Origin of the sequence: Salmonella sp. K21076 (genome assembly GCF_039650795.1) — a bacterium.
In the GTDB taxonomy this organism is placed as follows: Bacteria; Pseudomonadota; Gammaproteobacteria; order Enterobacterales; family Enterobacteriaceae; genus Salmonella; species Salmonella enterica.
Genome location: NZ_JBCLYA010000047.1, coordinates 213880 through 235492 on the forward strand (window position 1 = coordinate 213880; position 21613 = coordinate 235492).

The window sequence follows — 21613 nt, forward strand, 5'->3', positions numbered from 1 at the left end:
TTTCCCTGGAATTTTCTTCATGTGCAGACGTCATAATCAACCGCCACGGTCGCTGTGGTAAAAATAAAAAAGTGATAAGGATTTAAGATGAAAAAACGTGTATTTGTGATTGCTGCCATCGTGAGCGGCGCCCTGGCAGTATCTGGCTGCACAACAAACCCTTACACCGGCGAACGCGAAGCAGGTAAATCCGGCATTGGCGCGGGTATTGGATCGCTGGTCGGCGCAGGCATCGGCGCGCTCTCCTCCTCCAAAAAAGATCGCGGTAAAGGCGCGCTGATTGGCGCGGCGGCTGGCGCGGCGCTGGGCGGCGGCGTGGGTTACTACATGGACGTACAGGAAGCGAAACTGCGTGACAAAATGCGGGGCACAGGCGTTAGCGTGACGCGAAGCGGCGATAATATCATTCTGAATATGCCGAATAATGTCACCTTCGACAGCAGCAGCGCGACGCTGAAACCGGCAGGCGCTAACACGCTGACCGGCGTGGCGATGGTGCTGAAAGAGTATCCCAAGACCGCCGTCAATGTGGTGGGCTACACCGACAGTACCGGTAGCCACGATCTGAATATGCGTCTGTCGCAGCAGCGTGCTGACTCCGTCGCCAGTTCGCTGATCACCCAGGGCGTCGACGCCAGCCGTATCCGTACCAGCGGAATGGGTCCGGCGAACCCGATCGCCAGCAACAGTACGGCAGAAGGTAAGGCGCAAAACCGCCGCGTCGAAATTACCTTGAGTCCATTGCAGTAAACTACCGTACCGGGTAAGGCGGCATGCTTTACCCGGCCTGCATTATTCCCTCGCCAGACCGGATACACGTCGCATTATTCAGTATTCATTCACTATTTACCACGACACGGCTGCCGACAGCGGGGAAATCGGCTGGTCGATGATGGCTAAACGGGTTAATAATAAGCCTGTTCCGGTTGGCGCATGCCGCGCTTACCTTTTGATTTACGGAGAGTCGCATGAAGCCGTCCATCATTCTCTACAAAACCCTGCCTGATGATTTGCTGCATCGCCTGGAGGCGCATTTTACCGTCACCCAGGTACCGAACCTGCATCCGGAAACGGTCGCGCGACACGCGCAGGCATTTGCCAGCGCGCAAGGCCTTCTGGGCACCAGCGAAACCGTTAACCGCGCGCTGCTGGAAAAAATGCCGGCGCTACGCGCGGCGTCGACCATCTCGGTGGGATACGATAATGTCGAGGTGGACGCCCTTACTGCCCGCAAAATAGTCCTGATGCACACGCCTGCCGTTTTGACGGAAACCGTTGCCGATACGGTGATGGCGTTGATGCTGGCCACTGCCCGCCGCGTGGTGGACGTCGCAGAACGGGTTAAGGCGGGTGAATGGACAGAAAGCATTGGCCCGGCATGGTTTGGCGTCGATGTGCATCACAAAACACTCGGTATCGTTGGGATGGGGCGTATCGGGATGGCGCTGGCGCAGCGAGCGCACTTTGGGTTTACCATGCCGGTTCTCTATCACGCCCGTCGGCGGCATCAGGAGGCGGAAGACCGGTTTAACGCCCGCTACTGCGATCTGGATACGTTGTTGCAGGAGGCCGATTTTGTCTGCGTGATCCTGCCACTAACGGCAGAAACGCGACATCTGTTTGGCGCAACACAGTTTGCCAGAATGAAATCGTCCGCCATTTTTATTAATGCCGGACGCGGCCCGGTGGTCGATGAAAACGCGCTGATTGCCGCGCTGCAAAACGGTGAAATATATGCGGCAGGTCTGGATGTCTTTGAACAGGAACCGCTATCTGTGGATTCGCCCCTGCTGAACATGTCTAATGTCGTCGCGGTGCCGCATATTGGCTCGGCAACGCATGAGACGCGCTACAACATGATGGCCTGTGCGGTGGATAATTTGATTGATGCGCTGCAGGGAAAAATAGAGAAGAACTGCGTCAATCCGCAAGCGGCGGGATAACGCTACAGGCCCGATAAGCGCTGGCTTGCGCTTATCGGGCAGACTGTCATTACTGGGTCGCGTTTACCGCCGCCGTCCAGGCCTGATTAAACGCCTGATGCTGCGAGGCCAACGGCCCAATCAGCGCATTATATTGGCTGGCCTGCTGTGAGGTCGGGAACTGAATGCCGTTCGCGACAAAGCTCACCTGCTCGCCCTGTTGCGCAATATAATCGCCCACTTGTACCAACTGCTGCGTAAAGATCTGCGCCGCCGGGATCAGCGGCTGCAAAGCATCTGCCGGCACGGTGACCACTTTTTTGTAGACCTGATCAAACACAGGTTTCAGGTCATCGGCCTGCTTTAACGCGCCATGCGCGGCATCAGCCTGCAGTTTTGCATTCTGCAACTGTTGCGCCAGCACGCCTAACGAACCATTTGCCTGCCGCAGCGGCTCGCGTTGCGTCATATAATCCTGCGGAACGCGGATGGCGTTAACGCTATCGACCACCGGGCGCAGACCGGAATCCATCGCCTGGTTTACCTGCTGCGAGTAGCCATACAGTATCGCGTAATCAGACACGAACGGACCAAACTGCTTTTTCTGATCGGCCGTCAGCGTTGGTAAACGCTCTCCGCTACGCATTGCTGTATTCTGCAGGAAATCGACAAACGCTTTGCGCTGATCGCCTTCTTTATCAAAACACCCGCTCAGGCTAAACACCATTAATAACGCCACAACAGGCGCAAACCAGCGAGAGCAGGACTTACCTGTCGCCATTGTTAATACTCCTTTCACCCAAAAATGCGCACAACGACACCTGCGTGCCTGACGGCTTACAAGGATAGTCCAGGTCAGGCTTGCAGGATACCCTTTCCACGCGATCTTGTAGCGGAAAATTATGTTTATCTGCATCAATGCTTAATTTATTATTTTATTGTTAATTTTTAACCTGACACTGCGATAAAAAACGCGGCAAGAAAGCTTTCCAGCGGGGGATGTAATATTTTTTTAATCTTTACAATTATTTTCTGAAAGACGGATATATCTTCCTGGATCAAATTGTTAGCGTCCTAAAAGTCGCGTAGCGTAAGGCATCGAAACGAATCGATAGCGCTTCCTGGCGGCGCGTCGCCCCCCACCCGCAAGTTTCCCGACTATTCTTAAGAGGCTTCGATGCATTTCACGATCCCGCTGTGTGATTTACAGGAGTTCTCAATGGAATATAAAGATCCGATGTTTGAGCTGCTGAGCAGCCTGGAACAAATTGTTTTTAAAGATGAAACACGAAAGATCACCCTGACGCAAAAACCCAATCCTTTTACCGAATTTGAACAGTTACGGAGAGGAACGGGACTAAAAACAGATGAATTCGCCAGAGCGCTGGGCGTAACGGTTGCCATGGTTCAGGAATGGGAATCGAAACGCGAAAAACCCACGCCAGCAGAGCTCAAATTGATGCGCCTGATACAGGCGAACCCACGCTTAAGTAAGCAATTGATGGAGCAATTTTTACCCCTTTCTGTTTTAACGGTCCTGCGTAAGGGCCGTTTCCCCCGCCCGATTACTGGCCTGGAGAAATAAAGTAAAATAAAAGTTGCATCGCCCGGCATTACATGAGTTAATGTGCTCAACGGTTTGACGTACAGACCATTAAAGCAGTTTAGTAAGGCAAGTCCCTTCAAGAGTTATCCATTAGATACCCCTCGTAGTGCGCATTTCCTTAACGCTTAAAAAATCTGTAAAGCACGCCATAACGCCGAAAGGCACACTTATTTTTTAAAAGGTAATACACTATGTCCGGTAAAATGACTGGTATCGTAAAATGGTTCAACGCTGATAAAGGCTTCGGCTTTATTACTCCTGATGACGGTTCTAAAGACGTGTTCGTACACTTCTCCGCTATTCAGAACGATGGTTACAAATCTCTGGACGAAGGTCAGAAAGTTTCCTTCACCATCGAAAGCGGCGCTAAAGGCCCGGCAGCTGGCAACGTAACCAGCCTGTAAGCTTAAAAAGCTCAGAATTTTGAATCCCTGCCTGATGGCGGGGATTTTTTTTATTCCAATTCCCCATCTCCCCCCCCAGCATAACTTTGCATTACTTTACCCTGCGTCCCTTTGACCTTTCCCTTAGGGGAACCCCTATAGTAGGCAAGGAGATTGTTCACAAGGAATTGAAGTTATGTCGAAATCATCATGGTTATTACTTTTGGGTTTATGCGCCAGCGGCTCCGCGCTTGCGGCATCCTCAGAATCCGCTTTTCTGGCGCAACATGGGCTGGCGGGAAAAACGGTTGAGCAGATCGTGGATACGATTGATCAGACGCCGCAGAGCCGTCCTTTGCCTTACTCCGCGTCGATTACCAGTACCGAGCTCAAATTATCTGACGGAGAGCAGATTTATACGCTACCGTTAGGCGACAAATTCTATCTCTCTTTTGCGCCCTATGAATGGCGGACACACCCCTGTTTTAACCACAGCCTTTCCGGCTGTCAGGGAGAAATGCCGAATAAACCGTTCACTGTAAAAGTGACAGACAGTAAAGGCGCTGTCATCGTACAAAAAGAGATGCAAAGCTATCGAAACGGATTTATCGGTGTTTGGCTACCGCGCAATATGGAAGGGACGCTCGAAGTAAGCTACAACGGTAAAACGGCGTCACATGCCATTGCCACCAGAGATGACAGCCAGACCTGTCTGACGGAATTACCATTACGTTAAAAAAATGCCCGATAACATAATGGGTTATCGGGCCTATAAAACGCCAACAAGATAAAATTAACAGAGTGCCTTGAGAATGCATAACGCCACAAGAATGGCAGAGGTGGGCTCACTTTGTACTGACCCCAAAACCTGGACAGATTAACCGAGGCATCAGCGAAAGAGTCCATTTAATACATGGGCTCTTTTTTGTTTCTGGCTATAACTAAATAACATTGTCCGCAATCGGATTATCCATTCCGTTGCTTTCTTGCATCACGCGGATTCCTGTCTCATCAATATTTTGTTCGTCGTATTCTTCCTGAATTTAACCTTAGACGTTCTATCAAATTATCGCTTATAGCGATTTGAACATAACAGTCTTTGCATTCTATTGAGGGAGCCTAAGGAACAATGTTCGCTGCTGAGTTTGTGATGATTTGAAACCATGGTGAATGTAGAAATTTTTGGCGTCTTCGGTAAGTGCATGAACCATGATTGCACGTACACCAATATTCTCGGCAACCCGATAGCAACGAAGCACTGCATCATGAAGTAAATCAGCCCCAAGCCCTTTTCCATGGAATGAGAGATCGACAGCAAGACGGGCAAGTATAATGACAGGGATGGGATCTGGCATGTTACGCCGAAGGTTGCCTGTCGCTTCTGTATGGTTGACGCTACCGGTGGCCAGAGAGTAAAAACCGGCTACTTGCTTCGTGTCTTTCTTGCACACCACAAATGTTCTGGCCGCTCCGAGAGCCTGGTTTTTGAGGCCCTTTTGCTTCAACCAGTCATCGAGCACAGCTTCACCGCTGACGAACTCAGCTACCTGATGAAAAGCGGACAAAGGTTCTGGTGCTGTTACACGTCCCACTGAGGTTTCCTTGCCAGCAGTTTTTCGATAACGGGATCATCTGCGACCGGTGCATCAAGCAGATTGATGAACTCCTCATATTGCTCATCGTTAAAGTTAAATACACGGCGGTCAAGGATCACATTCTCGGCAGCCCGGCAGGCCGTTTCCAGAATGAAATCTGTACGTGACTTGTGAAGGATTTCCGCAGCTGCATCAATGAGCGCCCGCTGCGACTCCTTAGCTCTAAGGTTAAGTTGAACATCTGATTTCATGAGACACCCCTTGTATAGCATTTGCTTTACAAGAATAGCACAACCACCATGTATAGCAAACGATATACATCAAGTCGTCGTTTTTCATTTTTTGAATACTGATGTCCGCTTTGCGCCAGCAGCGGACGTTGCTCATTGTAGCGGTTTACTGAGTTCAACAAGGCAAAAGAACAATGCTGCCTTTCTGCAGGCTGACTATTATTTCGCCAAACATTTTCTCATCAGAGCATTTTGTAATGTCACTCCACGGCAAATAGGAAAGCCTCGCTCCACTATATGAAAGCCGTGTCGTAGAAAGAACACTTCCGCAGCCTTACTTACATTTGAAGTAAGTTCACTAATTCCACGCTGTCTGGCTTCCTCATGAATGCAATTCATCAGTAGTGTCCCTACCCCCTGTCTTGAATAGGTTCCTGATACAAAGAAATGATCAATGTATCCATTTGGTTGAACATCTGCATATCCAGCTATTTCACCATCCAGCTCTACAACAAAAGGTTGTAATTCCTTAATGTGATTGGCCCATCGCTCCAGGTCGATATCTGCTGGGGCCCAAGCATCAATTTGTTCACGTGTGTAGTAGTGTGATGCGATCGTATGTACAGATGAGAAAAAAACTCTGAATAACGATATTTCATCCCCATTACTGAACCTTCTGATTTTCATAAAACCTCATTGTGAGAGTTACTTGTAGAACAATACTAATTTTTGTGAAATAGGGCGTCCGCTCCTCGCTCATAGCAGACATTTACGTGAGCGTATCCACCAACGTTCAGGTTTCCTGATAGCATCCCTGTACAGACCTTGTTAATTTCTGCCTGGATAGCTCTTTAGGCGGTATTCAACCGGGCTGAGTCCGTTAAATCTAAGGCTAATTCGTCGGGTATTGTAGTATCGTATGTAATCCTCAATAGCTATCTTAAGTTCATCAATATCCTTAAATTTACTGGTGTAAAAACTTTCTGATTTTAAAGTGCCGAAAAAAAATTCTGCACAGGCATTATCAAGGCAGTTGCCTTTGCGGGACATACTTTGGATGATGCCAAACTCTCGTAACTGATACTGGTACCATCAATGACGGTATTGCCAGCCCTGATCTGAATGAAGAACCGGATTGGTACCCGCATCAAGTCTGGCAAATGCCTTCATGAGCATGTCATCGATCATCGGCATAGTTGGACGTTCTGAAATACTGCAGGAGATCGCTTCGTTATTGAAGAGATCAATAATGGGCGCAGTGCACTTTTGATTTATATACCCTTCATACTTCAAGTTGCTTATGTGTTGGCTACGCTCGCTCACCCCAGTCACATAGTTATCTATGCTCCTGGGGACTCACTCCCTTGCCGCCTTTAAGCAACTCGAATTATTTTGGGTATAGTCAGGTGGGGATTTTCTCTGTCTGCCTTTTGGTGAATACCTGAGACAAACAGTCTCAAGCACCCGCAGCTATTCTAACGCCAATATCCGTACCGCCAGCGTTAATGTATTCCTGAAATAATTCTTGCCAATCAATAGAGATAACCGCGTCTATGAGTTACAGAATTATTAGCGAATCAACTAATACTATTTATGTTATAAAAAAACCTGCCCGAGAGCAGGTTTTTGTTTATTTAACTGAACGCTTATTGCAGTAACGAAATATCCGCAACCTGCAGGAACAGTTCGCGTAGTTTCGACAACAGCGTCAGGCGGTTGATACGGATATCTTTCTCTTCCGCGTTCACCATGACATTTTCGAAGAATTCATCCACCGGCGCGCGCAGTGCCGCCAGCTCAATCAACGCTTCCTGATAACGACCATCGGCAAAGTACGGCTGAAGCTTATCACGCAGCACAACCAGATGTCTGGCCAACTCAATTTCCGCCGCTTCTTTCAGTACGGAGGCGTGGACGATATCGTTCAGCGGCTCAGTGGCTTTCGCCAGGATGTTGGAGACGCGCTTGTTCGCCGCCGCCAGCGCAGAGGCTTCTTCCAGGGTGCGGAAATGAGACACCGCCTTCATGCGGGCATCAAAATCTGCCGGACGGGTCGGACGACGCGCCAGTACAGCCTGGATGGTGTCGACGGAGTAACCTTCGTCCTGATACCATGCGCGGAAACGGCCCAGCATAAAGTCGATGACATCATCAACCACGCTGGCGTTAGTCAGCTTATCGCCATACAGACGCACGGCTTCTTCGGTCAGCGTTTGCAGATCAAGGTTGAGGTTCTTCTCAACGATAATACGCAGCACGCCAAGTGCGGCACGACGCAGCGCAAATGGGTCTTTGTCACCTTTCGGATGCTGACCGATACCGAAGATACCCGCCAGGGTATCCATCTTGTCAGCAATCGCCAGCGCACAAGCCACTGGGTTGGACGGCAGGTCATCACCAGCAAAACGCGGCTGATACTGCTCGTTCAACGCCACCGCGACATCTTCCGCTTCGCCATCGTGACGCGCGTAGTGCATCCCCATAACGCCCTGGGTGTCGGTGAACTCGAAGACCATGTTGGTCATCAGGTCACACTTAGACAGCAGGCCCGCACGGGTAGCGTGATTAACGTCAGCACCAATCTGTTCAGCAATCCAGCCAGCCAGAGCCTGGATGCGATCAGTTTTGTCGCGCAGCGTACCCAGCTGTTGCTGGAACAGCACGGTTTGCAGGCGCGGCAGGTTATCTTCCAGACGTTTTTTACGGTCGGTGTTGAAGAAGAACTCGGCATCTGCCAGACGTGGACGAACGACTTTCTCGTTACCAGAGATAATTTGCTGTGGATCTTTCGATTCAATGTTGGCAACGAAGATAAAGTTCGGCAGCAGTTTGCCGTCGTTCGCATACACCGGGAAGTATTTCTGGTCACCTTTCATGGTGTAAACCAGCGCTTCAGACGGCACAGCGAGGAATTTCTCTTCAAATTTCGCGGTCAGTACGACCGGCCACTCCACTAGCGAAGCCACTTCTTCCAGCAAACTTTCGCTTAAGTCAGCGTTACCGCCGATCTTACGCGCGGCTTCTTCGGCATCGGCTTTAATCTTCGCCTTACGTTCTTCGTAATCGGCGATGACTTTCCCGCGCTCGCGCAGTATTTCCGGATACTGATCGGCATTGTCAATAGTGAATTCCGGCTCGCCCATAAAACGATGGCCGCGAATCACGCGATCGGACTGAATGCCCAGAATAGTAGCCGGAATGACTTTGTCGCCCAGCAGCAGGGTTACGGTGTGAACCGGACGCACGAAGTGTACGTCGCTTGCACCCCAGCGCATCAGTTTCGGGATCGGTAGCTTCGCCAGAGAGGTCGCGACCATATTCGGCAGCAGTGCTTCGGTACTTTCGCCCTTCACGTAGGCGCGATACAGCAGCCATTCGCCTTTATCGGTAGTCAGACGCTCAGCCTGGTCAACGGTAATACCGCAACCACGCGCCCAGCCTTCTGCTGCTTTGCTCGGTTTGCCTTCAGCATCGAACGCCTGGGCAATCGCCGGGCCGCGTTTTTCGATTTCACGATCCGGTTGCGCTTCCGCCAGGTTAGCTACTTTCAGCGCCAGACGACGCGGAGCAGCAAACCATTGAACGGTGCCGTGTGCGAGGCCAGCGTTATCCAGCTCCGCAGTAAAGTTCGCAGCAAAGGACTCAGCCAGGCTGCGCAGTGCTTTTGGTGGCAGCTCTTCAGTGCCGATTTCCACCAGAAAAGTTTTCTCAGACATAGCCGCCTCTTACTTATCTTTGTTGCACATCGGGAAGCCGAGGGCTTCACGGGAAGCGTAGTATGCTTCTGCCACTGCTTTTGTCAGGGTGCGAATGCGCAAAATGTAACGCTGACGCTCGGTGACGGAGATGGCTTTACGCGCATCCAGCAGGTTGAAGCTGTGGGCGGCTTTCAGAATACGCTCGTAGGCCGGCAGCGGCAGCGGGTTTTCCAGTGCTAGTAGCTGCTGGGCTTCTTTCTCATACTGCTCGAAGCAGGTGAATAAGAAATCCACATCGGCGTATTCAAAGTTATAGGTGGATTGCTCAACTTCGTTTTGATGGAACACGTCGCCGTAGGTAGTTTTACCCAGCGGGCCATCGCTCCAGACCAGGTCGTAAACGCTGTCCACGCCCTGGATATACATCGCCAGACGTTCCAGACCGTAGGTGATTTCACCGGTCACCAGCTTGCACTCCAGGCCGCCGACCTGCTGGAAGTAGGTGAACTGCGTCACTTCCATGCCATTCAGCCACACTTCCCAGCCGAGTCCCCAGGCACCCAGCGTCGGGTTCTCCCAGTTATCTTCCACGAAACGGATGTCGTGAATGGTCGGGTCCATACCCAGCTCTTTCAGAGAACCGAGGTACAGCTCCTGAATATTCTCCGGAGACGGCTTAATCACTACCTGGAACTGATAGTAGTGCTGTAAGCGGTTCGGGTTTTCGCCGTAGCGGCCATCGGTCGGACGACGAGAAGGCTGCACATAGGCAGTCGCCATCGGCTCTGGCCCCAGCGCGCGCAGGCAGGTCATTGGATGAGAAGTTCCCGCGCCGACTTCCATGTCCAATGGTTGAACAATGGTACAGCCCTGGCGAGCCCAGTAATCCTGTAAGGTCAGGATCAAGCCCTGGAAGGTCCTGGTATCAAACTTTTGCATATTATTTCGTGCTGGATACGTGTGGATTTAAAGGAAGGAGCCAGTATACCCGCTGGATGCGAGATATACAGTATGAAACCGGTTTGTTTAGCGAAAATTACCGGATTTCGCGGCATCACACCTCACCAGGCGCGGCTTTTACCGCATAGAAAGATGTAAAAACTGCCCATCTGCATCAAAAGAGCAGACAAAACTCTCTTTACGGAAGGTATTACCACGCATCTCATAGCTCCCCTGAAACTGTTCGAAGCCGGTAACAGCAATTTTCTGTGCGCCAGTGTTGTAACGCTGCGCCGCCTGAGCTTTACACAATGCTTCCATATCCAGCGTGCGTGTTGGGCTCACTTTACTCTGCTGGGCTTTTTGCGTCGGTGGCGGTGTCGCTGTGCATCCCACCAGAGCGATGGCTATCATCACAGTACAGAAATACTTCATTATCATTTTTATTACCGTCTGGTTTGCTGGTCAGTCTTATTATTAAGGTTTGTGGGTAACAGAAACATTGTGCGAATCTCCTTACGCCATCACAAGATGTAGCGTAGAAAGTCGGATTTTTCCAGTGAGCCACCGCGCTGGAACTCTATTGAAACGGAAGCTGAGGAACTGATGCAGCCTAAAATTAACTGGATTGATAACCTGCGAGGGATCGCCTGTTTAATGGTAGTGATGATCCATACTACAACGTGGTACATCACCAACGCCCACAGCGTCAGCCCGCTAAACTGGGATATTGCGAATGTCCTGAATTCGGCTTCGCGCGTTAGCGTTCCCCTGTTTTTTATGATTTCAGGCTATCTTTTTTTGGCGAGCGCTGCGCGCAACCGCGGCATTTTTTACGTATTGCCCTGTGCCTTATCTTTTACAGCGTTGTCGCCCTGGCTTACATTTCACTTTTTACTTCGATCAACGTCGAGCTTTCGCTAAAAAATGCGCTGCAAAAACCCGTGTTTTACCACCTGTGGTTTTTCTTTGCGATTACGGTGATCTACCTGGTATCGCCATTAATCCAGGTAAAAAACGTGAGCGGCAAAATGCTCCTGATGCTGATGGTGATCATTGGTATTATTGCTAACCCAAATACTGTGCCGCAAAAAATCGGCGGCGTTGAATGGTTGCCCATCAATCTGTATATCAGCGGCGACACGTTCTACTACATTCTCTACGGTATCCTGGGCCGCGCCATTGGAATGATGGAGACGCAAAAGCCATCGCTGACGCTTATCTGCGCTGCCCTGTTCATCATCGCGGTATTTGTTATTTCTCGCGGCACATTGCATGAATTACGCTGGCGCGGAAATTTTGCCGATACCTGGTATCTGTATTGCGGTCCCATGGTGTTTATTTGCGCCGTCTCACTGTTCACGGTAGTTAAAAATAAGCTGAATGCGCGGACGTTACCTAGACTGGGGCTTATCTCCCGCCACTCGCTGGGTATTTATGGTTTCCACGCGCTGATTATCCATGCGCTACGTACTAATGGTCTGGAATTAAAACGTTGGCCGCCGTTAGACATCGTGTGGGTTTTTGCCGCGACGGTGACAGGAAGCCTGCTACTTTCCATGCTGTTACAGCGTATTGATAAACGGAAATGGGTTAGCTAAACGACAATGATGGCTCCGGCCATCATTCATCATCACTGTAGGAAGCGTAAAGATCGGTTCCATATATACTGACCCCCAGCGCCACCAGACACAGTATTTTCAGCGCGCCCGCCAGCGCCAGGTTAAATACGCCGACCGCGACCATGCCGATGCCAAGCAACAGCAAAGATTTACAACGAGAAAGCAAGCGGTCATTCCCCGTGTGTTCCTGGCGAATTAAGACTGGAAAACCGCACATGACGATTGCCGCAAAAAAATATCCCTTTTCGCTTAATGTATGACAGCCTGGCCACAATCCCACCAAGTATACCACTGCACCGACAACTAACATTCCCAGGCCGAATATCCGTTTCCTGCGTGCAACGTGATCGTCCATCTCACTCTCCTTGTGGTTGAGTGAGACACATTAAGCGAAGAAATAGCGATGAAAAAGGCGCCTGCTCAGCAATAATATAAAAATCAGAAAACACACATACTTACTTCGATATAATTCAATAGAATCAATATTTACGGGAAATGCCTTTCAGCCAAAACTGAAAGGCATTCTGACTTATGACATCAACGGCAACAGCTGCTGATAGAGTCGACGGAAGGTTTCACGACGTTGTTGATAAACCGCATGACGCTGCGCATCAGGATAATGCGCCTGCTCCAGCGGCAACTGCGGCAATACATCGGCGAGCGGAGTCTGTTTATTCACCGCAATTTGCGCCAGACGCGCCGCGCCCAGCGCTGGCCCTACATCGCCGCCAGTACGATAATCAAGCTGTAGCCCGCTAATATCAGATAGCATCTGACGCCAGTATTCGCTGCGCGCTCCGCCGCCGATAAGCGTCACGCTGGCGGGTTTGACGCCGCAGGCGTGAACCACATCCATACCGTCCGCCAAAGCATATCCCACGCCTTCCAGTACCGCCCGCGCCAGTTCCGCCGGGCCATGCTGATGGGTTAAACCAAAGAAAACGCCTTTTGCCTGCGGATTATTATGCGGCGTGCGCTCGCCGGACAGGTACGGCAAAAACCAGATCGAATCGGCATGCTCATCCGCCTGCTGTGCGGCGGCAATCAGCGCCGGGACGTTCTCCTGCCCGGTGAGTTTAGCCGCCCAGTCCAGACAAGAGGCGGCGCTCAACATCACAGACATTAAATGCCAGCGTTCCGGCAGCGCATGGCAAAAACTGTGTACTGCGCTCTCCGGTTTACTCAGAAAGCCGTCGCTGACGGCAAAATAGACGCCCGATGTTCCGAGTGAGAGCATCGCCTGTCCGGCATCGATCATTCCTACGCCGACCGCGCCAGCCGCATTGTCGCCGCCGCCTGCCACCACAGGTACTGCTGGCATTCCCCATGCGCTGGCGACCTCTGGCAGCAACGTTCCGGTAATGTCACTACCTTCAAATAACGCTGGCATCTGCTGTCGGGTTAAATGACAGGCGTTGAGCATAACGTCGCTCCAGTCGCGCTTTTTCACGTCCAGCCACATCGTTCCCGCCGCATCCGACATATCGCTGGCAAAGACGCCTGTCATTCGCAGCCGCAGAAAATCTTTCGGCAGCAGAACCTTGTCTATCTGGTAGAAAATATCCGGTTCGTGGCGCTGCACCCAAACTAATTTGGGCGCGGTAAAACCGGGCATCATCAGATTACCGGTTATCGCTCGCGACTGCGGCACCTGTTTTTCCAGCCAGGCGCACTCTTCGCTACAGCGTCCGTCATTCCATAAAATCGCTGGTCGCAGAACCTGCTGACGGCTATCAAGTAATGTCGCGCCATGCATTTGTCCGGCGATGCCCAACGCCCGGACGCCACTTAACGACTGTTGCCGACCTAAACCTTTAACCGCACGATCCGTCGCCTGCCACCACTGCTCTGGTTCCTGTTCCGACCATAAGGGATGCGGACGCGATACGGTCAGTTTTTCAGTATGCGTAGCCAGCACATCGCCCTGCTCATTCAACAGGATAGCTTTTACACCCGATGTACCAAGATCGATCCCGATATACATAGTGTGGGTTCCTTTACTGAAAGCGCCCGGCAGCGCTACGCTTACCGGGCTAATCACGACTACAGGCCGGGCTAACGCGGAGTCGCCCGGTAGATAGAGTTATTTATCAAACAGATAACGGTTAACCAGATTTTCTAACAGCTCCTGATGACCGCTTTGATGTACCGGCGCCAGATGGTGCTGCTCCGCATACTGCGCCAGTTCGCCTAAGGAGAGTTGTCCTTTCAGAATCTGCTGCCCCAGCTCGCCATTCCAGCCGGCATAGCGCTTCGCCACGCGTTTATCCAACTCGCCGTCTTCGACCATACGCGCGGCGATTTTCAGTGACAACGCCATCGTATCCATCGCGCCGATATGACCGTAGAACAGATCGTATTTATCGGTGCTCTGGCGACGAACTTTGGCGTCGAAGTTGAGACCGCCCGTCGTGAATCCGCCCGCTTTCAGGATTTCGTACATCACCAGCGCGTTCTCTTCAACGCTAATCGGGAACTGATCGGTATCCCAGCCCAGTTGCGCATCGCCGCGGTTGGCATCAACGGAGCCAAAAATACCCAGCGCGATAGCGGTTGCGATTTCATGGTGGAACGAATGGCCCGCCAGCGTGGCGTGGTTCGCCTCAATGTTCACTTTGATCTCTTTTTCCAGGCCGAACTGTTTGAGGAAGCCATAGACCGTTGCAACGTCATAATCATACTGATGTTTTGTCGGTTCCTGCGGTTTCGGTTCAATCAGCAGCGTGCCCTGGAAACCCATTTTATGTTTGTGCTCAACCACCATTTGCATAAAGCGGCCAATCTGTTCGCGTTCCTGGCGTAGATCGGTATTCAGCAACGTTTCATAACCTTCGCGTCCGCCCCACAGTACGTAATTTTCGCCGCCCAGTTTATGCGTGGCGTTCATTGCCGTAACCACTTGCGTCGCTGCACAGCTAAAGACTTCCGGGTCCGGGTTAGTGGCGGCGCCTGCGCCATAGCGCGGGTTGGTAAAGCAGTTCGCCGTTCCCCACAGCAGTTTTACGCCGCTCTGCTCCTGTTTCGCCGCCAGCACATCCACCATCTGCGCGAAGTTGTTTTTATATTCTTTCAACGACGCGCCTTTCGGCGACACATCCACGTCATGGAAGCAGTAAAAAGGCACATTCAGTTTGTGGAAAAATTCAAACGCCACGTCCGCTTTGCGTTTCGCCAGCTCCAGCGCTTCGCCCGGTTGCTGCCACGGACGATTAAACGCGCCTACGCCAAACATATCCGCGCCGTTCCAGCAGAAGGTATGCCAGTAACAGGCCGCGAAACGCAGGTGATCTTCCATACGTTTACCTAAAACCAGCTCGTCGGGATTGTAATGACGAAATGCCAGCGGGTTAGTCGATTGAGGGCCTTCATAGCGAACACGATCGAGTTGGTCAAAATAAGCCTGCATAGTGAGCTCCATAATCAGATAAGACGGCAAGTAAACGACATAACGTCATACTGGAATTTCCTGATTTATTGCTCAATTACGTTATTTCACACCGCTATTAAGAGAATCCCCAAATGTGCTCTGGCTCTCAAAAAAACGCTGAAAACCACAGAAGAAAAAAGCGATCGCGATCGAATCCTGGCAAATAAACAAAAAACCGTAATATATAGATAAGAAATGACAATTGTCATCCGCCGTTTGCTGTGATGAATTTCGCATAACGTTTCAGGCGCAAAATAATTTGTCATCATTCGCCAGACCGTTATGTCAGCCGTTTTGATAGTATCCATGAGTCCAGGTTCACTTTTGCAGGATATATCCTCATGTTTGATAAACGTCACCGTATCACTCTGTTATTTAACGCGAATAAAGCCTATGACCGTCAGGTAGTGGAGGGGGTGGGTGAATATTTACAAGCCTCGCAATCCGAATGGGATATATTTATTGAGGAAGATTTCCGTGCCCGTATCGATAACATTAAAGAGTGGTTAGGCGACGGCGTTATTGCCGATTACGATGATGACGATATCGCGCAATTATTGGCCGATGTCGACGTACCCATTGTCGGGGTCGGCGGTTCTTACCATCTTGCTGAAAATTATCCCGCCGTTCATTACATCGCCACCGATAATCATGCGCTCGTTGAAAGCGCTTTCCTGCATTTAAAAGAAAAAGGCGTTAACCGCTTCGCGTTTTACGGTTTGCCCGACTCCAGCCGCAAACATTGGGCGGCGGAACGGGAATACGCCTTTCGCCAGCTGGTCGCCGAGGAAAAATACCGCGGCGTAGTCTATCAGGGGCTGGAAACCGCGCCGGAAAACTGGCAGCACGCGCAAAATCGCCTCGCCGACTGGCTTCAGACGCTGCCGCCGCAAACCGGCATCATTGCCGTAACGGATGCCCGCGCCCGTCACGTATTGCAGGCCTGCGAACACCTGCATATTCCGGTGCCGGAAAAACTTTGCGTTATCGGTATTGATAACGAAGAGTTAACCCGTTATCTGTCGCGCGTCGCGCTTTCCTCCGTCGCGCAGGGGGCGCGGCAAATGGGCTATCAGGCGGCGAAGCTGCTGCACCGTTTGCTGGCGCGCGAAGAGATGCCGTTACAGCGCATTCTGGTGCCGCCGGTGCGCGTCATTGCGCGCCGCTCGACAGACTATCGCTCCCTGACCGATCCGGCGGTTATCCAGGCGATGCACTTTATTCGTAACCATGCCTGTAAGGGCATTAAAGTCGAGCAGGTGCTGGACGCGGTTGGGATTTCACGTTCAAACCTGGAAAAACGTTTTAAGGAAGAAGTTGGCGAGACGATACATGCGCTGATCCACGCCGAAAAGCTGGAAAAAGCGCGTAGTTTGTTGATTTCCACCACGTTGGCGATAAACGAAATTTCGCAAATGTGCGGCTACCCGTCGCTGCAATATTTCTATTCGGTGTTTAAAAAGGAGTACGTCACTACGCCTAAGGAGTATCGCGACCAGCATAGTGAAGCGTTGTTGTAGTTTATCCAGCCTACAGATGCCTTGTAAGCCGGATAGCGTAGCGCCATCCGGCACACAGAATTACATATGCGCGGCGATCAGACGCTGGTTGTCCTGGTACATCGCGAACAAGTAGTTGTTATAGCGCGCCCCCTGGGTAGAGTAACCCTTTAGCTTATGAATCATCGCCGTGGCGGTGACTTCCTGATCCGCCTTACGCAGTTGGGCGCGCGACTTGCGGAAAGAAGAATAAGCCGGATGCGTGTTCAGGTTGGCGACATACGCGCTCACCGACTCCTCAACCGACGCGAATTGCGAGTAACCTTTCACCTTACCCGGCGTATTGGTACAACGCCCTTTCGTGCACTTCATGCCGAACAGGTTATTGTTGCTACGCGCCAGTTTAGAGGTTCCCCAGCCGCTTTCCGCCGCCGCCATCGTCGCCACCATGCTGGTTGGGATAATGTCGACGCGCTCCAGCAACGTATTCCACGGAATACGACGCGTGTTGCCGGACCAGCTCACTTTATAGCGCTTCGCGATATCTTTCATACGCGCGCGCTCAGACGGCGACCAGCGGTTCTGGTACTGTTTTGAGATCAGCCAATTACGGTCCGCGGTAATCGCGGCATTTTGGCTGGTGATGTAAGGCATAACGGTCCGGAGAAACGCTTTTTTTCTGGGGGTTCCGGAAGGGTATTTTCGCAAATCAGGAAGTGAACTGCTCTTTGCACTATTGCGAGAATACTCTTGTTTACTGCTAACCTGTTTATAACTTGTCTCAGTTATGTGGGACTTTTGACTCGTTTGTGTTGCGCGCGTCTTTGCCAGCACCTCACCCGAAAATGCGATGGTGAGTAACATAAGAATCATTGCCCCATATCGTCGCATGGGAGTCAATATCATTAGGTCTCCTGGTCGGATTGATACATTCCAACACCTTTTATTTTTCACGAAGTTGAGGTTTGAACCCCAAATTCTAGCAAAAATAGGCTTAAAAAGCACCTCAGGGAATAGTCTTAATCCGAAACTATGTCAACTATTAACGATAACAGACAGCAATAATGCCAATAAAATGCGGCGTTTATCGCAAATAGAGGCGTTTTTTTGCGCCTCGTCGCTCACCCTCGCGCCTCCTCCTGCGCGACTCTCTGCTGGGGAGGAGTTCATTCGCCTAAAAACCAGGCAAGCTGATGAATATTGCCCACAAAGGATAGCGTGATGAAACTTGCCGCCTTCGCTCTGACGCTGATACCCGGTATCGCGATCGCCTCATCATGGACCTCGCCCGGTTTTCCGACGCTCTCGACGCAGGAAACCGGACGCTTTACCAGCCATGCTGCATTAACAAAAGGTACACGCGCGTTAACGCTCCATATTGACCAGCAGTGCTGGCAGCCCTCCGGCGCTATAAAACTCAACCAAATGTTGTCGTTAAAACCCTGCGAAGGCGCGCCGCCGCAATGGCGTCTGTTTAAAGATGGCGACTATACGATAACGGTAGATACCCGATCCGGTACGCCGACCCTGTTGTTATCGATAAAAACTGAACCTGAACGCACCACGCAGCTCGCCTACCAGTGTCCCGTCTGGGATGGTTCGCCGCTCACGCTGGATGTTCGCCAAACCTTTCCGGAAGGGACGGTAGTGCGCGATTATTACAGTGGTCAAATCGATACCGTCCAAAACGGAAAAATCACGCTGCTACCTGCCGACAGCCACGGGCTTTTATTGCTGGAACGCGCGGAAACCCATGCGTCAGCGCCTTTTAACTGGCGCAACGCCACCGTTTATTTTGTGCTTACGGATCGCTTTCGCAATGGCGATCCAACCAACGACCACAGTTATGGTCGCCATAAGGATGGTATGCAAGAGATTGGCACTTTCCACGGCGGCGATTTGCGCGGGTTGACGAGTCAACTGGACTATCTACAGCAATTAGGCGTGAACGCCTTGTGGATAAGCTCGCCGTTTGAACAGATCCACGGCTGGGTCGGCGGCGGAACAAAAGGCGATTTTCCTCATTACGCCTATCACGGCTATTACACTCAGGACTGGACGACGCTGGATGCCAATATGGGCAGCGAAGCCGATCTCCGCGCGCTGGTCGACGGCGCGCACCAGCGCGGCATCCGTATTTTATTTGACGTAGTAATGAATCATGCCGGTTACGCCACGCTGGCGGATATGCAGGAGTATCAGTTCGGCGCGCTCTATTTATCCGGCGCGGAACGGCAAAAAATTCTCGGCGATCGCTGGACAAACTGGCGACCGGCCGCCGGACAAAGCTGGCACAGCTTTAACGACTACATCAACTTCAGCGACAGCGCCGCCTGGGAAAAATGGTGGGGGAAAAAGTGGATTCGTACCGATATTGGCGACTACGACAGTCCGGGATTTGACGATTTAACCCTGTCGCTGGCCTTCCTGCCGGATATAAAAACGGAATCTACCACGCCTTCCGGCCTACCCGTGTTCTATGCCAACAAACCCGATACTAAAGCAAAGTTCATTGAGGGCTATACGCCACGGGATTATCTGACTCACTGGTTAAGCCAGTGGGTGCATGATTACGGCATTGACGGGTTCCGGATCGATACTGCCAAAAACGTTGAGCTTCCTGCCTGGCAACAGCTAAAAACCCAGGCCAGCGCGGCGTTACATGAATGGAAGCAGGCCAATCCGGACAAAGCGCTGGATGATAGCCCGTTCTGGATGACTGGCGAAGCGTGGGGCCACGGCGTCATGAAAAGTGATTATTATCGCTATGGTTTCGACGCGATGATCAATTTTGATTATCAGGAGCAGGCGGCGAAAGCGGTCGATTGCCTGGCGGAAATGGGGCCAGTCTGGCAGCAGATGGCGGATAAAATGCAGGATTTCAACGTATTAAGTTACCTCTCCTCGCATGATACGCGCCTTTTCCGTGAGGGCGGTGATAAGGCGGCGGAACTGCTGCTGCTTTCGCCAGGCGCGGTGCAGATCTTTTACGGCGATGAATCCGCTCGTCCCTTCGGCCCCACCGGCTCCGACCCGCTGCAAGGCACCCGTTCTGATATGAACTGGCAGGACGTGAGCGGAAAGTCAGCCGCAGCCGTCGCGCACTGGCAGCGTATTAGCCAGTTCCGCGCCAGACATCCCGCCATCGGCGCAGGCCAACAAACCACGCTGACGCTAAAACACGGGTACGGTTTTGTACGCCAGTACGGCGACGATACGGTGATGGTCGTCTGGGCGGGCCGCCGCTAATCGTGGCGCTACCGGTCCCCTCGCGTACCGGTAACCTCTTCAAAATAAAAAACTAAACTGATAAAAATTTGTAGCATAAAACATCAATACCACCGCCTGTCCCCCATTTGCGCCCCGCCATTTGTAGCGTTATGGTTATCCACTTTGACAGACAGTTCGATAGATCACCCGTTATGACATTTTCACTTTTCGGCGATAAATTTACCCGCCATTCAGGCATTACCCGCCTGATGGAGGATCTCAACGACGGCTTACGCACGCCAGGCGCCATCATGCTTGGCGGCGGTAACCCGGCACACATCCCTGCAATGCAGGATTATTTCCAGACGCTACTGACAGAGATGGTAGAAAGCGGCAAAGCCGCTGATGCGCTTTGTAATTATGACGGTCCCCAGGGAAAAACGGCGCTACTGAATGCACTGGCCGTACTGCTACGTGAAACGCTGGGATGGGATATCGAACCACAGAATATTGCGCTAACAAATGGCAGTCAGAGCGCGTTTTTCTACTTATTTAATCTCTTCGCCGGACGTCGCGCCGACGGCAGTACGAAAAAGGTACTATTCCCGCTTGCGCCGGAATACATCGGCTATGCGGATTCCGGTCTGGAAGACGACCTCTTCGTTTCGGCGCGCCCGAATATTGAGCTGCTGCCGGAAGGCCAGTTTAAGTATCACGTCGATTTTGAGCATCTGCACATCGGCGAAGAAACGGGGATGATTTGCGTCTCGCGCCCGACCAACCCAACCGGTAACGTTATCACCGACGAAGAGCTGATGAAGCTGGACAGACTGGCGAATCAGCACAACATCCCACTGGTGATTGATAACGCTTACGGTGTACCGTTTCCGGGCATTATCTTTAGCGAGGCGCGCCCGCTGTGGAACCCCAATATTATCCTATGCATGAGCCTCTCAAAGCTGGGGCTGCCCGGTTCCCGCTGCGGGATTATCATCGCCAATGATAAGACGATTACCGCCATTGCCAACATGAACGGCATCATCAGCCTTGCGCCCGGGGGCATGGGCCCGGCGATGATGTGCGAAATGATTAAGCGTAACGATCTGCTGCGGCTGTCGGAAACGGTTATCAAACCTTTCTACTATCAGCGCGTTCAACAGACGATCGCGATCATTCGTCGCTATTTATCCGAAGAACGCTGCCTGATTCATAAACCAGAAGGCGCAATATTTTTGTGGCTGTGGTTTAAAGATCTGCCGATTACCACCGAGCTACTCTATCAACGCTTGAAAGCGCGCGGCGTGCTGATGGTGCCGGGCCACTATTTCTTTCCCGGACTGGATAAACCCTGGCCGCACACACACCAGTGTATGCGGATGAACTACGTGCCTGAACCGGATAAAATCGAGGCGGGCGTAAAAATTCTGGCAGAAGAGATAGAACGCGCCTGGCGTGAAGGCTGACGGTTATTCCGGCCATTAT

The 21613-nt window shown here is 51.6% G+C and carries 18 protein-coding genes and 3 pseudogenes; 9 read left to right on the forward strand and 12 right to left on the reverse strand.

Annotated elements, in window-relative coordinates; translation table 11 throughout:
- Positions 1-87: 87 nt before the first annotated feature.
- Together AAYN39_RS15880 and ghrB are read left to right on the forward strand one after the other, a co-directional pair.
- Positions 88-750 carry an OmpA family lipoprotein gene (locus AAYN39_RS15880; protein WP_000747548.1) on the forward strand — a complete coding sequence of 221 codons (663 nt, stop codon included), beginning with the start codon at positions 88-90 and terminating at the stop codon, positions 748-750.
- 218 nt (positions 751-968) lie between these two features.
- Positions 969-1943, forward strand: a complete 975-nt coding sequence (gene ghrB / locus AAYN39_RS15885; protein WP_000804690.1) for a glyoxylate/hydroxypyruvate reductase GhrB — start codon at positions 969-971, stop codon at positions 1941-1943.
- 49 nt (positions 1944-1992) lie between these two features.
- On the opposite strand, the gene AAYN39_RS15890 is transcribed toward ghrB, so the two are convergent.
- Positions 1993-2703, reverse strand: coding sequence for a DUF3053 domain-containing protein (locus tag AAYN39_RS15890; protein WP_000190524.1), 711 nt, complete (start codon positions 2701-2703; stop codon positions 1993-1995).
- Between the two features lie 438 nt (positions 2704-3141).
- On the opposite strand from AAYN39_RS15890, the pseudogene AAYN39_RS15895 reads away from it, so the two are divergent.
- The 3 genes and pseudogenes from AAYN39_RS15895 to cueP all read left to right on the forward strand — a co-directional run.
- A pseudogene (locus AAYN39_RS15895) lies at positions 3142-3429 on the forward strand (HTH-type transcriptional regulator); the annotation flags it as partial.
- A 290-nt stretch (positions 3430-3719) separates the two neighbouring features.
- Entirely contained in the window at positions 3720-3932 is a 213-nt protein-coding gene (gene cspA, locus AAYN39_RS15900) for an RNA chaperone/antiterminator CspA (protein ID WP_000014594.1), read from the forward strand.
- Positions 3933-4107: 175 nt separating this feature from the next.
- On the forward strand, positions 4108-4647 hold the full coding sequence (gene cueP / locus AAYN39_RS15905) for a copper-binding periplasmic metallochaperone CueP (RefSeq protein WP_000047148.1): 540 nt from the start codon (positions 4108-4110) through the stop codon (positions 4645-4647).
- A 370-nt stretch (positions 4648-5017) separates the two neighbouring features.
- Here the strand turns inward: cueP and AAYN39_RS15910 are convergent, their stop codons facing one another.
- From AAYN39_RS15910 to AAYN39_RS15940, 7 genes and pseudogenes are all read right to left on the reverse strand, one after another.
- Positions 5018-5503: a GNAT family N-acetyltransferase gene (locus tag AAYN39_RS15910; protein WP_000533908.1), complete on the reverse strand. Its 486-nt coding sequence runs from the start codon at positions 5501-5503 to the stop codon at positions 5018-5020.
- Positions 5491-5778, reverse strand: coding sequence for a DUF1778 domain-containing protein (locus AAYN39_RS15915; RefSeq protein WP_000965889.1), 288 nt, complete (start codon positions 5776-5778; stop codon positions 5491-5493). Before AAYN39_RS15915 ends, AAYN39_RS15910 begins: the two co-directional genes overlap by 13 nt.
- A 177-nt stretch (positions 5779-5955) precedes the next feature.
- Positions 5956-6423, reverse strand: a complete 468-nt coding sequence (locus AAYN39_RS15920) for a GNAT family N-acetyltransferase (RefSeq protein ID WP_000702452.1) — start codon at positions 6421-6423, stop codon at positions 5956-5958.
- A 141-nt stretch (positions 6424-6564) separates the two neighbouring features.
- Positions 6565-6993, reverse strand: a pseudogene (locus AAYN39_RS15925) (IS3 family transposase); the annotation flags it as partial.
- A 389-nt stretch (positions 6994-7382) separates the two neighbouring features.
- A complete protein-coding gene (gene glyS, locus AAYN39_RS15930) occupies positions 7383-9452 on the reverse strand; it encodes a glycine--tRNA ligase subunit beta (protein ID WP_001291805.1) in 2070 nt (689 codons plus the stop codon).
- Between the two features lie 9 nt (positions 9453-9461).
- Complete coding sequence (glyQ, locus tag AAYN39_RS15935) at positions 9462-10373, reverse strand: glycine--tRNA ligase subunit alpha (protein WP_001168555.1); 912 nt, start codon at positions 10371-10373, stop codon at positions 9462-9464.
- A gap of 138 nt (positions 10374-10511) precedes the next feature.
- A complete protein-coding gene (locus tag AAYN39_RS15940) occupies positions 10512-10814 on the reverse strand; it encodes a YsaB family lipoprotein (RefSeq protein ID WP_000605592.1) in 303 nt (100 codons plus the stop codon).
- 225 nt (positions 10815-11039) lie between these two features.
- Here AAYN39_RS15940 and AAYN39_RS15945 point away from each other — a divergent pair.
- Positions 11040-11974, forward strand: a pseudogene (locus tag AAYN39_RS15945) (acyltransferase).
- A 22-nt stretch (positions 11975-11996) separates the two neighbouring features.
- On the opposite strand, the gene AAYN39_RS15950 reads toward AAYN39_RS15945, so the two are convergent.
- The 3 genes from AAYN39_RS15950 to xylA form a co-directional block, all read right to left on the reverse strand.
- The gene (locus tag AAYN39_RS15950) at positions 11997-12350 is read right to left on the reverse strand and encodes a YiaA/YiaB family protein (RefSeq protein WP_000340932.1); all 354 of its coding nucleotides are present in this window, start codon (positions 12348-12350) and stop codon (positions 11997-11999) included.
- A 174-nt stretch (positions 12351-12524) separates the two neighbouring features.
- Positions 12525-13979, reverse strand: a complete 1455-nt coding sequence (gene xylB / locus AAYN39_RS15955) for a xylulokinase (protein WP_000275326.1) — start codon at positions 13977-13979, stop codon at positions 12525-12527.
- A gap of 99 nt (positions 13980-14078) precedes the next feature.
- Positions 14079-15401 carry a xylose isomerase gene (gene xylA / locus AAYN39_RS15960; protein WP_001149568.1) on the reverse strand — a complete coding sequence of 441 codons (1323 nt, stop codon included), beginning with the start codon at positions 15399-15401 and terminating at the stop codon, positions 14079-14081.
- 362 nt (positions 15402-15763) lie between these two features.
- Here xylA and xylR point away from each other — a divergent pair, with 362 nt between their 5' ends.
- Complete coding sequence (gene xylR, locus AAYN39_RS15965; RefSeq protein ID WP_000459824.1) at positions 15764-16942, forward strand: D-xylose utilization transcriptional activator XylR; 1179 nt, start codon at positions 15764-15766, stop codon at positions 16940-16942.
- A gap of 60 nt (positions 16943-17002) precedes the next feature.
- Here the strand turns inward: xylR and AAYN39_RS15970 are convergent, their stop codons facing one another.
- Positions 17003-17827: a protein bax gene (locus AAYN39_RS15970; protein WP_010989268.1), complete on the reverse strand. Its 825-nt coding sequence runs from the start codon at positions 17825-17827 to the stop codon at positions 17003-17005.
- Between the two features lie 315 nt (positions 17828-18142).
- On the opposite strand from AAYN39_RS15970, the gene AAYN39_RS15975 reads away from it, so the two are divergent.
- A complete protein-coding gene (locus tag AAYN39_RS15975) occupies positions 18143-20170 on the forward strand; it encodes an alpha-amylase (protein WP_000761327.1) in 2028 nt (675 codons plus the stop codon).
- A gap of 173 nt (positions 20171-20343) precedes the next feature.
- Positions 20344-21594: a valine--pyruvate transaminase gene (avtA, locus tag AAYN39_RS15980; RefSeq protein ID WP_000144384.1), complete on the forward strand. Its 1251-nt coding sequence runs from the start codon at positions 20344-20346 to the stop codon at positions 21592-21594.
- Positions 21595-21613: the final 19 nt, after the last annotated feature.

What these genes read in the sequence shown, in the direction of transcription:
- AAYN39_RS15880 (WP_000747548.1), top strand. Translation starts at nt 88, where the DNA reads ATGAAAAAACGTGTATTTGTGATTGCTGCCATCGTGAGCGGCGCCCTG.
- ghrB (WP_000804690.1), top strand. Translation starts at nt 969, where the DNA reads ATGAAGCCGTCCATCATTCTCTACAAAACCCTGCCTGATGATTTGCTG.
- AAYN39_RS15890 (WP_000190524.1), bottom strand. Translation starts at nt 2,703, where the DNA reads ATGGCGACAGGTAAGTCCTGCTCTCGCTGGTTTGCGCCTGTTGTGGCG.
- cspA (WP_000014594.1), top strand. Translation starts at nt 3,720, where the DNA reads ATGTCCGGTAAAATGACTGGTATCGTAAAATGGTTCAACGCTGATAAA.
- cueP (WP_000047148.1), top strand. Translation starts at nt 4,108, where the DNA reads ATGTCGAAATCATCATGGTTATTACTTTTGGGTTTATGCGCCAGCGGC.
- AAYN39_RS15915 (WP_000965889.1), bottom strand. Translation starts at nt 5,778, where the DNA reads ATGCTATACAAGGGGTGTCTCATGAAATCAGATGTTCAACTTAACCTT.
- AAYN39_RS15920 (WP_000702452.1), bottom strand. Translation starts at nt 6,423, where the DNA reads ATGAAAATCAGAAGGTTCAGTAATGGGGATGAAATATCGTTATTCAGA.
- glyS (WP_001291805.1), bottom strand. Translation starts at nt 9,452, where the DNA reads ATGTCTGAGAAAACTTTTCTGGTGGAAATCGGCACTGAAGAGCTGCCA.
- glyQ (WP_001168555.1), bottom strand. Translation starts at nt 10,373, where the DNA reads ATGCAAAAGTTTGATACCAGGACCTTCCAGGGCTTGATCCTGACCTTA.
- AAYN39_RS15940 (WP_000605592.1), bottom strand. Translation starts at nt 10,814, where the DNA reads ATGATAATGAAGTATTTCTGTACTGTGATGATAGCCATCGCTCTGGTG.
- AAYN39_RS15950 (WP_000340932.1), bottom strand. Translation starts at nt 12,350, where the DNA reads ATGGACGATCACGTTGCACGCAGGAAACGGATATTCGGCCTGGGAATG.
- xylB (WP_000275326.1), bottom strand. Translation starts at nt 13,979, where the DNA reads ATGTATATCGGGATCGATCTTGGTACATCGGGTGTAAAAGCTATCCTG.
- xylA (WP_001149568.1), bottom strand. Translation starts at nt 15,401, where the DNA reads ATGCAGGCTTATTTTGACCAACTCGATCGTGTTCGCTATGAAGGCCCT.
- xylR (WP_000459824.1), top strand. Translation starts at nt 15,764, where the DNA reads ATGTTTGATAAACGTCACCGTATCACTCTGTTATTTAACGCGAATAAA.
- AAYN39_RS15970 (WP_010989268.1), bottom strand. Translation starts at nt 17,827, where the DNA reads ATGATATTGACTCCCATGCGACGATATGGGGCAATGATTCTTATGTTA.
- AAYN39_RS15975 (WP_000761327.1), top strand. Translation starts at nt 18,143, where the DNA reads ATGAAACTTGCCGCCTTCGCTCTGACGCTGATACCCGGTATCGCGATC.
- avtA (WP_000144384.1), top strand. Translation starts at nt 20,344, where the DNA reads ATGACATTTTCACTTTTCGGCGATAAATTTACCCGCCATTCAGGCATT.